Raw genomic sequence first — 12397 nt, 5'->3', positions numbered from 1 at the left:
CGGTTATTCGTGGCAGATGAGACGTGGAGTGAGCTGACCTCGGGGGCTGACCCCGTGGTGCGGGTATCGGCTCGTGACCTGCAGCAGGCGCAGCGGGCGCGGACCCGACTGCGTCATGACGACGGTGACGTGGCGGTGATCCTCGATGTCCAGGTCGCGGTCGCGCCCGACATCCGCTCCGCTTACGCGTCGCTGGGCGCGGTCGACGGCGTGCGCTACGCCGGGACGGTGCACGGTCTGGCCGGTCTGATCGCCGATATCGAGTCCGCCGGGGTCGCCGACGGGGTGACATTGGTCGACGCGTCCGGGGTCGGTCCCGATCTCGCCGAGTTGGGCCGCACCGTGTTGGATCTGTTGTCGCAGCGGCACCGCGCCGTCGCCTGAACCACGACTGCAGACCTATCCAAGTTCTGCATTAGTGCCCACCGAAACGGTCTTGGACATGTATGGATTATCTCCATACCGTTGCTGGTGTGACTGCGACTCTTCCCACCCAGCTGACCGGACAGATGATCATCGCCGGGACACCCGTCACGGGCACCGGCCAGGAGGTTCGGGCTTTCGACCCGGCAGCGGGGCAGCCGCTGGAACCGGTCTACCGCCACGGTGACACCACCGATGTCGAGGCCGCCGCGGCGGCCGCCGCTGAGGCCTTCCCGGCCTACCGCGCCACCACCGCCGAACAGCGCGCCCGGTTCCTGGAATCGATCGCGGCCCATATCGAGGCGGTCGCCGAGTCGCTGATCGCCCGCGCCGTCGCCGAGAGCGGTCTGCCGACCGCGCGAATCACCGGCGAGGTCGGCCGCACCACCGGCCAGCTGCGGCTGTTCGCCGAGGTGCTGCGCGAAGGCAGCTGGAACGGTGCCCGCATCGACACCGCCCAGCCCGACCGCACTCCGCTGCCACGTCCCGACATCCGCCAGCGGTTCGTGCCACTGGGCCCGGTCGCGGTGTTCAGCGCCTCCAACTTCCCGCTGGCGTTCTCGGTCGCCGGTGGTGACACCGCGTCGGCGCTGGCCGCCGGATGCCCGGTCGTGGTCAAGGGGCACGACGCCCATCCGGGCACCTCGGAGATCGTGGCGCGCGCGGTCACCGCGGCAGTCACCGAGTCGGGCCTGCCCGCCGGCGTCTTCTCGTTGCTGTTCGGCAGCGGACCGGGTCTCGGCGTCGCGCTGGTCACCAACCCGCATATCAAGGCCGTCGGATTCACCGGATCCCGTTCCGGGGGAACGGCGTTGATGGCGGCCGCCGCCGCACGTCCCGAGCCCATCCCGGTGTACGCCGAGATGAGTTCCATCAATCCGGTGTTCGTGCTCGAGGGCGCGCTGGCCACCCGCGGTGCGGAGCTGGGCAGGGCTTTCATCGGCTCGCTCACCATGGGATCGGGGCAGTTCTGCACCAATCCGGGCCTGATCATCGCCGTCGACGGCCCAGGGCTCGACGCCTTCGTCGCCGCGGCCGGCGAGGCCATCTCCGCTGCGCCCGCCACCCCGATGCTGACCCCGAACATCGCCGGAAACTATGCATCCGGTGTCGAGATGCTCAGCAAGAAAGCAGAACTGGTTGCACGCGGTCAGTCCGGTGCCATCGAGACCTGCGGGCAGGCGGCATTGTTCAGTACCGATGCGCAGAGCTTCCTGGGTAGCGAGGAGCTGCAGGCCGAGGTGTTCGGCTCGGCCAGCCTGATCGTGCGATGCGCCGACACTTCCGAGATGCACACCGTCGCCGCCGGCGTCGAGGGGCAGCTCACCGCGACCGTGCATGCCGATGCGTCCGACGAAGCCGCGGCCGGTGAACTGCTTCCGCTGCTCGAGCTCAAGGCGGGGCGAATCCTGTTCAACGGCTGGCCCACCGGTGTCGAGGTGTGCCATGCGATGGTGCACGGCGGCCCGTTCCCGGCAACCTCGGACTCGCGCACCACATCGGTCGGTGCCCGCGCGATCGAACGCTTCCTGCGTCCCGTGGCCTACCAGAACGTCCCGAAATCGCTGCTGCCCAGCGCTGTTGCCGACGACAATCCCGATCACCTGTGGCGGCGCATCGACGGCCGGCTCGCACAGGACTGACCTACCCCTCCACCACCATTTCGAGGAGCTTTCCACTATGCGTCCCACGTTCCACGGCGTGCTGTTCTTTCCCGTCACCCCCTTCACCCCCTCCGGTGCGGTCGACGTCGACGCGCTCTCGGCGCACCTGACCAAGGGTGTCGAGGCCGGCCCGGGCGGTGTGTTCATCGCTTGTGGCACAGGTGAATTCCACGCTCTCGAACTCGGCGAGTTCCGCACCGTGGTGCGCACCGCCGTCGAGGTGATCGCCGGACGTGTTCCGGTGTACGCCGGAGCCGGCGGGTCGGTGGCCCAGGCCAAGGCCTTCGCGCTGGCCGCACAGGAAGAGGGGGCCGACGGCATCCTGCTGCTACCGCCCTACCTGGTCGAGGTGCCCCAGCCCGGCCTGGTGGACTATGTCGCCGCGGTCGCCGGCGCCACCACACTGCCGGTCATCGTCTACAACCGCAACAACGCGAAGTTCACCGAGGCATCCGCTGTTGCCGTCGCCAAGATCGACAATGTCGTCGGATTCAAGGACGGCACCGGTAATTTCGACCAGGTGGCGCGGATCGTGGCCGCCGTCAAGGCCCAGGTCGACCCGGACTTCCTGTTCTTCAACGGTCTTCCCACCGCCGAGACGACCCAGTTGGCGTTCCGCGCCATCGGCGTGCCGCTGTACTCCTCGGCGACGTTCGCGTTCGCCCCGGACCTTGCGCTGGCGTTCTACAACTCACTGGAGTCGGGCAATATCGAGCTGACGAGCGCGCTGCTCAACGCGTTCTTCATCCCGCTGGTTCAACTGCGCGACACGGTCCCGGGATATGCCGTCTCGCTGGTCAAGGCCGGCGTCACGATGGAGGGTGTGCCCGCCGGATCGGTGCGCCCGCCGCTGGTGATGCCCAGCGCCGAGGATGTCGCGACACTGGCCTCGATCGTCGCAGCCGGTCGCGCCGTGCTGGCCGATGCGCTGAGCGGAGCCGTGTAACTCGTGAGCGCCATCCGCATCACCGGCACGCGGATCACCCCGGTCGCCTTCGTCGACCCCCCGCTGCTGAACACCGTTGGGGTGCACCAGCCCTACGCGCTGCGGGCAATCATCCAACTGGACACCGATGCGGGTCTGGTCGGTCTCGGCGAGACCTATGCCGACACCCACCATCTGGCCCGGTTGAACGCCGCAGCCGCGGCCATCACCGGTCTGGACGTGTTCGCGCTCAACCAGATCCGTGCCGCGATCGCGGTGGCGTTGGCCGGAGATGATGCGGCGGTGGGCACCGCGGGCATGATCACCACCGCAAGCGCGGTCGACCAGGTGCTCTCTCCGTTCGAGGTGGCCTGCCTGGACGTGCAGGGTCGAGCACTGGGTAGACCTGTGTCGGATCTGTTGGGCGGCAAGGTGCGTGACGCCGTACCGTTCAGCGCCTACCTGTTCTACAAGTGGGCAGGCCATCCCGGTGCCGAGCCAGACCGGTTCGGCGAGGCGCTGGACCCCGACGGCTTGGTCGCCCAGGCGCGCCGCATCATCGACGAATACGGTTTCACGGCCATCAAGGTCAAGGGTGGGGTTTTCGCTCCAGAAGAGGAGATGGCCGGTATCGAGGCGTTGGCCAAGGCCTTCCCCGGTGTCCCGCTGCGCCTTGACCCCAATGCCGCGTGGACGCCGCAGACCTCGATCAAGGTCGCCGCCGGGCTGGCAGGCATTCTGGAGTACCTGGAGGATCCGACACCCGGACTGGACGGGATGGCCGAGGTCGCCAGGGAGTCCCCCCTGCCGCTGGCCACCAACATGTGCGTCGTCGCCTTCGATCAGCTCAAACCGGCCGTTGCGAAGGATTCGGTGAAAGTCGTTCTCTCCGATCACCATTATTGGGGTGGGCTACAGCGCTCCCGGTTGCTCGCCGGCATCTGCGAGACCTTCGGGCTGGGTTTGTCCATGCACTCCAACTCGCACCTGGGCATCAGCCTGGCGGCCATGGTCCACCTGGCAGGTGCCACACCGAACCTCACCTACGCCTGCGACACGCACTGGCCGTGGAAGACCGAGGACGTCATCGAAGACGGCGCGCTGCGGTTCGTCGACGGCTCCGTCCCGGTACCCACCGGACCGGGCCTGGGCGTCGAGATCGACGAGGACGCGCTGGCCGCGTTGCATGAGCAGTACCTCACCTGCGGCATCCGCGACCGGGACGACACCGGTTACATGCAGACCGTCGATCCGAGTTTCACACTCGCCAGTCCGCGCTGGTAGGCCGGATCCCAGCTCAGCCCGATCCCTTCCCGGCTACCGTGGGTGGATGCCAGACCAGCCGGCCGTCGATGCCGCCCACCCGCCCGAACTGGTGCTGCGGATCATCAATCCCACGCTGAAATTCGCCCTCAAGACCCCGCTGGGCGCGCTGATCGGCGACTTCATGCTGGTGTCCTTCACCGGCCGCAAGACGGGCAGGCGGTACACCACGCCTGTCAGTGCGCACCACCTCGACGGTGTGCTGTACGTGTTGCTGGAGGCGCAGTGGAAGTACAACTTCCGCGACGGTGCCGACGCGCAGGTGTCCTACAGTGGCAAGACCACCACGATGCGCGGCGAGTTGATCAGCGACCCCGCCGCGGTGGCGGCGTTGGCCGAACGGATCGCCACCTCCTACGGGCCGAAGAAGGCGCAGCGTCAGATGGGACTGGTGTTCGCCGGTGATCGACTGCCCACGCTCGCACAATGGGAAACGGCGGCAAGGGAAGTGAAGCTCGCCGCCATCAAGCTCAGTTAGCCGGGAGCGGCCGCGCGGATCGCCTCGAACAGCGATACCAGCACGTCGACCAGGTGTTCGCGGTCGAGGTCGATATCACCGAGCAGAACCGCTCCGATGGACGCGGTGACCCCGCCGACCAGGAACTGCGACACCAGCCGCAGATCGGTCGGCAGCCCGTCGGCCGCCGCAGCCGGGTCACCACCGGCTGCGGTGGCGGCCAGCATGCCGGCGAACCGGCTCGACTCGGCGAGGCTACGCCGACCCAAAGCCGGTGTGGCGGTGGCCTCCAACACCAGGATCCGGCCCTTACGCCGGTCGCCGAGGATCAGGTCGACCAGTTCGCCGAGCACCGCCCTGGTGCGTGCCAGGGCATCATCGGGTGCCTGCTCCAGCGCGGCGACCGACCGACATGCCGCCTCCTCGATGACCTCGGTGTAGACGGCAAGGTGCAGCGCCTCGATATCGGCGAAGCTCTCGTAGAAGTACCGAGCGGCCACACCGGAGGCCTCCGTGACACCGCGCACCGTGGTGCCGGCGATACCGCGCGTTCCCATCAACTCCAGGCCGGCGGCGAGCAACTTGGCGCGTCGTTCGGCGACCCGGTCGACGGCAGTTTGTCCGCCGTAGCGCCGCGAGACCGCCATCGGACCATCTTGACACAGCGGCTCTACGCTGTTTTTCTCAATCTGCACACAGATGTTTCCTGTTTTCTCGGATGGGGGTTCCGGCGATGACGAGCACGGCACAACGGGTCGAGGCGGACACCTCGCCCAGACCCTGGGATCCCGGTCAACCACACCACGAACTGGCCGCTGACGTGCGCTGGTGGATGGGCACACCGCTGGCCTTCGGTCTGTTTGGCAGGCTCGCCCTGGACCAGGTGGCCTACCGCAAGGTCGCGGCCGCCGTCGACGCCAGCGGTCGGTTCGCGGCGAACTTCACCGACCGTGGGATCAACAGCTACCTGTGGAACGGACCGCTCGCGTTCGCCGACGAGACCGACCGGCGCGCCACCGCCGAACGGCTGAAGAGCAAGCATGGCGCGGTACACGGGGTCGGCAAGGGGGATTTCGCCGGTGAACGGTTCAGTGCGCTGGACCCTGCGTTGTGGAAGTGGGTCGGCACCACCTCGCTGAACATCTTCTACGCCGGATACACCGCGGTCTACGGCAAGCACTTCTCCGACGAGCAGCGCGAGGTGGTGTGGCGCACGGTGTGTGCGATGGCCGATGTCGGATTGCCCAGTGACGCTGCCGATGTGCCGGCCACCGTGGCCGAGATGCGCGCCTACTACGACGAGGTCGCCACCACCGAACTGGCGAGCAACCCGTTCCTGCTGTGGGCCGCCGATCAGTTCTCCGGCCCGCCGGTGCCGACGTTGTTCGGTCCGGCATGGCTGCACCGACTCATCGAGCCTGGCTGGCGGCTGATGGTGCCGGTCCTGGCGCGCCCGGCCCGCATCTGCGCCGAATCGGCGACACATTCGGTGATGATGGATCTGCTTGGCAGTGAATGGAATCCGGCCAAGCAGCTGGAGTTCGCGCTGTACCGGGTGGTGATCCGCGCCGCCCGGCGGTTGCCCAGGTGGCTGGTGTTGGAGCCGATGGCCTACAACCGCTACCGCTACGAGAAGTTGCGTGACTTCCACAATCGGTACGAACTGGAGAGCTTCGCCGCACGCTAAACTGATGCACCACCGACGTCCCGCAGTGGCGCGGTGATACGAGGAGTGCATCGATGTTCTCGCTGGCCCGATTGTCCTGCTTCATCGCCGTGGCCGAGGAACTGCATTTCGGGCGGGCCGCAGAGCGGTTGCACATGACCCAGCCCCCGCTCAGTCGCCAGATCCAGCAGCTGGAGGCCGAACTCGGGGTCCAGCTCATCGACCGCACCACCCGCACCGTCACGCTGACCCCGGCCGGGGCGGCCTTCCTGCCGGATGCCCGCCGCATCCTCCAACTGGCCGAGAGCGCGGCGCTCACCGTGAAGCGGGTACCCGCCGGAGATCTGGGCACCGTGGTGGTGGGCTTCACCGCGGCCTCCGCGCACGCGGTGCTGCCGCGTCTGCTGGAACGTACCCGCGAGAAGCTGCCCGATGTCAAACTCGAACTGCGCGAGATGGTTTCCTCGGTACAGATCGAGGCGCTGATGAGTGGTGACATCGACCTGGGGATGGCCCGGCCGCCGCTCAAACGCCCCGGCATCGTCTCTCGCCCGCTACTGCACGAGCAGCTGGTGGCCGCGCTGCCCGCGGGCCATCCGCTGGTCGGGCAGGCCCGCCAGCTCACCCTCAACGACCTCGACGGCGAGGATGTCGTGATGTACTCGCCGGTCGAGGCGCGCTACTTCAACGAACTGCTGATCAGTACGTTCACCATCGCCGGGGCCACGCCGCGCTATGTCCAGTTCGTCACCCAGGTGCACACGATGCTGGTGCTGGTGCGCTCCGGGATCGGCATCGCGCTGGTGCCGGCGTCGGCCGCCACCCTGCATCCCGAGGGCGTGGTGTTCCGCACCATCGGCGCGTTCCGCGAACGGCCGGTCGAGCTGGATGCCTGCTGGCGCCAGGACAGCACGAATCCGGCGCTGCTGCGGTTGTTGCGTGATGTGCTCCCGGCCCGGGAGTGGACCACCGACGACCTGCTGGATGGCTTCGGAGGCTGACTCGCACAACGCAATGTGACCCTGAGAGCGTCGTCATGGATATATCCACGGTGGCGCTGTCAGGGTCACATTGCGATCGGCGGCTACACCCTGGCGGCGGGCTGCACTACCGGCGTGACCAGCTGACCGGTCGCCAGGAACTCGTCGAGGTTGCGCAGGGTGAGCGCCTCCATGGCGGCGCGGGTCTGCACGGTCGCGCTGCCGACGTGGGGGAGCAGTACGACGTTGTCCATCTCGAACAACTCGGCGGGGACCTGCGGTTCGGCCGCGAAGACGTCCAGACCCGCACCGGCCAACCGTCCCTCGCGCAGGGCGCTCACCAGTGCCTGCTCGTCGACCACGCTGCCCCGGGCGATGTTGATCAGGTATCCCTGCGCGCCGAGCGCATCGAGCACGGCGGCGTCGACCAGCTTGTTGGTGGCGCTGCCACCGGCGGCAGCGATCACCAGCACGTCGACATCGCGGGCCAGGTCCACTGCGGTTTCGACGTATCGGTACGGCGAATCGGCCACCCGCCGGCGATTGTGGTAGCTGATGGTGCAGCCGAAGGCGCTGAGACGCTTGGCGATTGCGCCGCCGATACGGCCGAGCCCGATGATGCCGACGCGGGTGTTGCTGACCTGCCGGGTCAATGGGTAGTTGCCCTCGGCCGGCCAGCGGCCCGCGCGCACATAGCGGTCGGATGCCGAGAGCTGGCGCATGGTGTCGATCAACAGTCCGACTGCGGTGTCGGCGACACAGTCGGTCAGGACGTCGGGGGTGTTACTCACCCCGACGCCCCGAAGTTCGGCGGCCTCCACATCGGTGGTGTCGTATCCGACACCGAAGTTGATGACGGCGCCCAGTCGCGGCAGCGCGCTCAGCAGAGCGGCGTCCACGCCGGTGCGACCCGATGTCACCACGGCGATCACCGCGTCGGCATACTCGGCCAGGAACGCCTCGCGGGCGGCGTTCTCCTCGGGCAGGAGCAGGGCGTCGTACCGGGTGGCGAGGGTGTCGGCCAGCGACGGTTTGAGTGGACCGACCTGCAGGACACGGTCGATGGATCGCGCTGATGTTCCCATGTGGCTCCTTCGTTCCTCGATGTCACGTTAGGGAGACCTGCGGATACCTGTCCAACACGGAAATAGCATGGGTTGATACAGAACATGCATGATTGGCGATTTGCCCACCGCTTCGAGGTATCAAACATCGGGCGCCGGTGGCATAACAGCAGCTCATAGGCAATTTATGGAGCGCGGTGGTGGCGTCGGTCGGCTGCCGAATGGCAGCGGATCCGTGGGTTTCGGACGGTTGACGCTGTCGGAACGGCCCTCCTACGGTGTGTCTACCGTCACAGATGGTGTCCACATACATGGACATCACTCCGCTGGCCGGTACACCCCAATCCCCGATCTGGAGGTCCCGATGGCTGCGACACGCATGGCGCCCAGGCTGCTGGTGATCGCCGGTACAGCTGTGCTGGCAGCCGGGTGCACCGTTGCCAACTCCGGGGGTGGCGGTTATGACCCCGACACCCTGCGCATCGTGCTGCAACAGGAGCCCCCGACGCTGGAGCCCTGCGAGAGCTCGCTGACGTCGACCGGGATCGTGGTGCGCTCCAACATCACCGAACCGCTGCTGGAACGCGATGCCACCACTGGAGACCTGCAGCCGCTGTTGGCCACCGAATGGCAGCAGACCAGCCCGACCGAGTGGACCTTCCGGTTGCGTGACGGCGTCACCTTCTCCGATGGTGCGCCCTTCACCTCCGAGGATGCCGCCTTCTCCATCGACCGCGCCGTGAATTCTGACCTACAGTGCAACGTCGACGGGTACGTCTTCGGCGACGAGACCCTCGCCCTGCACACCCCGGATGCCGAAACCGTCGTCATTGGTACCACGGAACCGGATCCCATCCTGCCGCTGCGTATTTCGTTCATCGAGATGGTGCCGCGCGGCACCAGTGTCGATGAGAAGGTGCGCGAACCGATAGGCACCGGACCCTATGCGATCGAGCGCTGGGAGTACGGCCAGAAGCTGACCCTGACCCGCAATCCCTCCTACTGGGGAGCGGCTCCGGCGTTCGGGAAGGCCGAATACCGTTGGCGCAGTGAGGGCAGCGTGCGCGCCGCCATGATCACCAATGACGAGGCCGATATCGCTGTCGGGCTCGGGCCCGAGGACGGCGCCGGTGATCTCGGCGTGCCCTTCCAGAACAACGAGACCACCGCCCTGCGGATGCAGACCACCGAGCCGCCATTGGACGATATCCGGGTGCGTCAGGCGATCAACTACGCCGTCAACCGGACCGGTATCGTCAAGGCGCTGTTCCGTGACCTGGGTGAACCTGCCGCCCAACTGATCCCCTCGGGTGTCGTCGGCTACAACGCCGAACTGCCGTTGTGGCCGCACGATCTGGACAAGGCCAAGGAACTCATCGCCAAGGCCAAGGCCGACGGTGTCCCCGTCGACCGCCAGATCCGGCTGATCGGGCGGACCGCCCAGTTTCCCAAGATCACCGAGACCATCGAGGTGCTGCAGAGCGAGTTCACCGAGATCGGCCTCAACGTCAAGATCGAGATGATGGACACCGCAAGCCAATTGCAGTACCAGTTGCGGCCGTTCCCGGCGAATACCGGGCCCTATCTGCTGATGATCATGCACGGTAACCAGGCCGGCGACGCCGCCTTCACCCTCGACCAGTACATGCTCTCCGACGGCCCGCAGGCTGCCTACGGCACACCGGAGTTCGATGCCAAGATCCGCGCCGCCGAGGCGCTCACCGGGCAGGCCCGCCAGGATGCCTTCGCCGAACTGTTCGCCGAGGAGCCACAGGAGATCATGCAGATGGCCTACCTGGCCCACATGAAGGGCATCCTCGGCAAGTCGCCACGCGTCGACTACACCCCCGACCCGGCGACCGGCGACGAGATGCGCCTGGCCGCGATGACACCCGCGGCCGGCGACCGCGCCGACCAGTCCTGACCCGACCGCTCCCGAAAGAGGACACGCCATGTTCGCATTCCTGCGGCGCCGGATATACACCAGCACCATCCCTTTGATCATCGTGCTGCTCGGTGTCTTCCTGCTCGCCCGGCTCACCGGCGACCCCACCAACCTGTACCTGCCCGAATCTGCCACCGCCGACCAGCGCGCCGCTTTCGCCGAGTCGAACGGCTTCAACGATCCACTGATCGTCCAATTGCTCGATTACTTCAAGGGTGTCATCCATCTCGACTTCGGCACCTCGCTGCGCACCGGCGAATCGGCCGCCCAGATGGCGTTGCGCGCCTTCCCGGCCACCCTGCAACTGGCGTTCGTCACCATGCTGCTCGCCATCATCGGCGCCGTGGTGATCGGCTGCTGGGCGGCCTACCGGCCCAACTCGCTGGCCGACCGGTTCTCCAGCCTGCTGTCCATGACCGCCGCCTCCATCCCGGACTTCTGGTTCGCCATCACCGGCGTCTGGTTGTTCGCGGTCCTGATGGGCTGGCTGCCCACCTCCGGCACTGATGCGGGTGTGCTGTCCTGGATCCTGCCGATCGCGACCCTGATGATCCGCCCGCTCGGCGTGCTCACCCAGGTCGTCCGCGGCGCAATGGTTTCCGCGCTCTCGGCACCATATGTCCGGCTGGCGCGCAGCAAGGGCGCAGGCGATATGCGCGTGGTCACCCATCACGCACTGCGCAATGCCGCCGCTCCCGCCCTGACCGTGGCCGGCGACCTGGCCGTCGGCCTGATCAACGGCGCGGTGGTGGTGGAGGCCATCTTCGGCTGGCCAGGCATCGGCAAGCTCATGATCGACGCGATCCTGCAACGCGATTTCGCGGTGCTGCAGGCGGCGGTCCTGCTCACCGCCGTCAGCATCTTCATCCTCAACATCGCCATCGACGCGTGCTACGCGCTGCTCGATGCCCGCGTCCGCGAACCCGTCAAGGTCTAAGGGAGCCAACTGAAGATGAGCACTCAGATCGATCTCGTCCCGGTCAAGCCGACCACCGCCATCGTCGGCGAACCGGTCACCAAGAAGAGCTCCGCCGGCTCCGTGTGGTTCCGCCTGCTGATCAACGACCGCGTCGCCGCCGCCGCGGCGGTGGTGCTGAGCCTGGTCTTCCTCACCGCGATCTTCGGCCCCATGTTGGTCGGAGATCTGGCGACCCGCATCGACCTCGATAACTCCAATCAGGCGCCGTTCACCCTTGCCCACGGCTGGGCCAATGTGCTCGGCACCGACCCGCTGGGCCGCAGCATGCTGGCCCGGTTGATCGTGGCCTGTCAGACCACCGTGTCGGTGGCCGTTCCGGCCGTGGTGATCTCGGCGGTCATCGGCTCGGTCATCGGAATGTGGGCCGGTTACTACCGCGGCTGGCGGGAGACCGTCGCGATGCGCGTCGCCGATGTGATCATGAGCTTTCCGTCGCTGTTGCTGGCGGTGGTGGTGCTCTATGTGTTCTCCCCGAGCGCGGCTAACATCGTTGCGGTACTGGCCATCACCCGTATCCCGGTGTACCTGCGCACCGCCCGCGCCGAATCCGCCGAACTGTCCAGCCGCGTGTTCGTCGACGCTGCACGTACGTTCGGGGCAAGCGGGCGGTCCATCATCACCCGGCATGTGCTGCCGATCGTGCTGCCCACCCTGCTCACCGTCGCGACCCTGGACTTCTGCTACGTGATGCTGGCGGAGAGTTCGCTGAGCTTCCTGGGTATCGGCATCCAGCCGCCCGATGTCAGCTGGGGCCTGATGGTCTCCCAGGGGCGCACCTACCTGCACACCGCGTGGTGGCTGTCCTTCCTGCCAGGACTGGCCATCGTGATCACCACCGTCTCGGCGACCATCCTGGCCGCCTGGGCCCGCATCGCCACCGACCCCGCCCAGCGGTGGCGACTCACCGTCCCGCAGAAGCGGTTGTCCCGTTTCACCAAGTCCGGAAAGGCCATCTAATGACTGCTGTCGCA

General features: G+C 67.0%; 12 protein-coding genes. 10 read left to right on the top strand and 2 right to left on the bottom strand.

The features are described from left to right. Window positions 1-9: 9 nt before the first annotated feature. The 5 genes from FBY28_RS10935 (at window position 10) to FBY28_RS10915 (ending at window position 4813) form a co-directional block, all read left to right on the top strand. A complete protein-coding gene (locus tag FBY28_RS10935; RefSeq protein ID WP_141866652.1) occupies window positions 10-384 on the top strand; it encodes a hypothetical protein in 375 nt (124 codons plus the stop codon). Window positions 385-473: 89 nt separating this feature from the next. Continuing rightward, window positions 474-2066, top strand: a complete 1593-nt coding sequence (locus tag FBY28_RS10930; RefSeq protein ID WP_141866650.1) for an aldehyde dehydrogenase (NADP(+)) — start codon at window positions 474-476, stop codon at window positions 2064-2066. A gap of 37 nt (window positions 2067-2103) precedes the next feature. Further along, the gene (locus FBY28_RS10925) at window positions 2104-3033 is read left to right on the top strand and encodes a 5-dehydro-4-deoxyglucarate dehydratase (protein WP_141866648.1); all 930 of its coding nucleotides are present in this window, start codon (window positions 2104-2106) and stop codon (window positions 3031-3033) included. A gap of 3 nt (window positions 3034-3036) precedes the next feature. After that, window positions 3037-4296, top strand: a complete 1260-nt coding sequence (locus FBY28_RS10920; protein WP_141866645.1) for a glucarate dehydratase family protein — start codon at window positions 3037-3039, stop codon at window positions 4294-4296. A 46-nt stretch (window positions 4297-4342) separates the two neighbouring features. Next, the gene (locus FBY28_RS10915) at window positions 4343-4813 is read left to right on the top strand and encodes a hypothetical protein (RefSeq protein ID WP_141866643.1); all 471 of its coding nucleotides are present in this window, start codon (window positions 4343-4345) and stop codon (window positions 4811-4813) included. Here the strand turns inward: FBY28_RS10915 and FBY28_RS10910 are convergent. Continuing rightward, window positions 4810-5439, bottom strand: a complete 630-nt coding sequence (locus FBY28_RS10910) for a TetR/AcrR family transcriptional regulator (RefSeq protein WP_141866641.1) — start codon at window positions 5437-5439, stop codon at window positions 4810-4812. The genes FBY28_RS10915 and FBY28_RS10910 overlap by 4 nt on opposite strands. Window positions 5440-5525: 86 nt before the next feature. Here FBY28_RS10910 and FBY28_RS10905 point away from each other — a divergent pair, with 86 nt between their 5' ends. Next, window positions 5526-6479 carry an oxygenase MpaB family protein gene (locus FBY28_RS10905; protein ID WP_216847619.1) on the top strand — a complete coding sequence of 318 codons (954 nt, stop codon included), beginning with the start codon at window positions 5526-5528 and terminating at the stop codon, window positions 6477-6479. Between the two features lie 53 nt (window positions 6480-6532). Continuing rightward, the gene (locus FBY28_RS10900; protein ID WP_141866639.1) at window positions 6533-7459 is read left to right on the top strand and encodes a LysR substrate-binding domain-containing protein; all 927 of its coding nucleotides are present in this window, start codon (window positions 6533-6535) and stop codon (window positions 7457-7459) included. A gap of 83 nt (window positions 7460-7542) precedes the next feature. Here FBY28_RS10900 and FBY28_RS10895 read toward each other — a convergent pair whose 3' ends face one another. Continuing rightward, on the bottom strand, window positions 7543-8523 hold the full coding sequence (locus tag FBY28_RS10895) for a 2-hydroxyacid dehydrogenase (protein ID WP_141866637.1): 981 nt from the start codon (window positions 8521-8523) through the stop codon (window positions 7543-7545). 343 nt (window positions 8524-8866) lie between these two features. Between FBY28_RS10895 and FBY28_RS10890 the strand changes: the two genes are divergently transcribed. From FBY28_RS10890 to FBY28_RS10880, 3 genes are read left to right on the top strand one after another with little or no spacing between them, the layout of a single operon-like run. After that, window positions 8867-10426, top strand: a complete 1560-nt coding sequence (locus FBY28_RS10890; protein ID WP_141866635.1) for an ABC transporter substrate-binding protein — start codon at window positions 8867-8869, stop codon at window positions 10424-10426. A 28-nt stretch (window positions 10427-10454) separates the two neighbouring features. Then, window positions 10455-11384, top strand: a complete 930-nt coding sequence (locus FBY28_RS10885; RefSeq protein ID WP_141866633.1) for an ABC transporter permease — start codon at window positions 10455-10457, stop codon at window positions 11382-11384. Between the two features lie 15 nt (window positions 11385-11399). Then, a complete protein-coding gene (locus tag FBY28_RS10880) occupies window positions 11400-12383 on the top strand; it encodes an ABC transporter permease (protein WP_141866631.1) in 984 nt (327 codons plus the stop codon). The last annotated feature ends 14 nt before the right edge of the window (window positions 12384-12397 follow it).

Origin of the sequence: Arthrobacter sp. SLBN-53 (genome assembly GCF_006715585.1) — a bacterium.
GTDB lineage: Bacteria > Actinomycetota > Actinomycetes > Mycobacteriales > Mycobacteriaceae > Mycobacterium > Mycobacterium neoaurum_A.
Note: the sequence above shows the minus strand (reverse complement) of the source record. Positions and strands in the feature narration are given on the sequence as shown.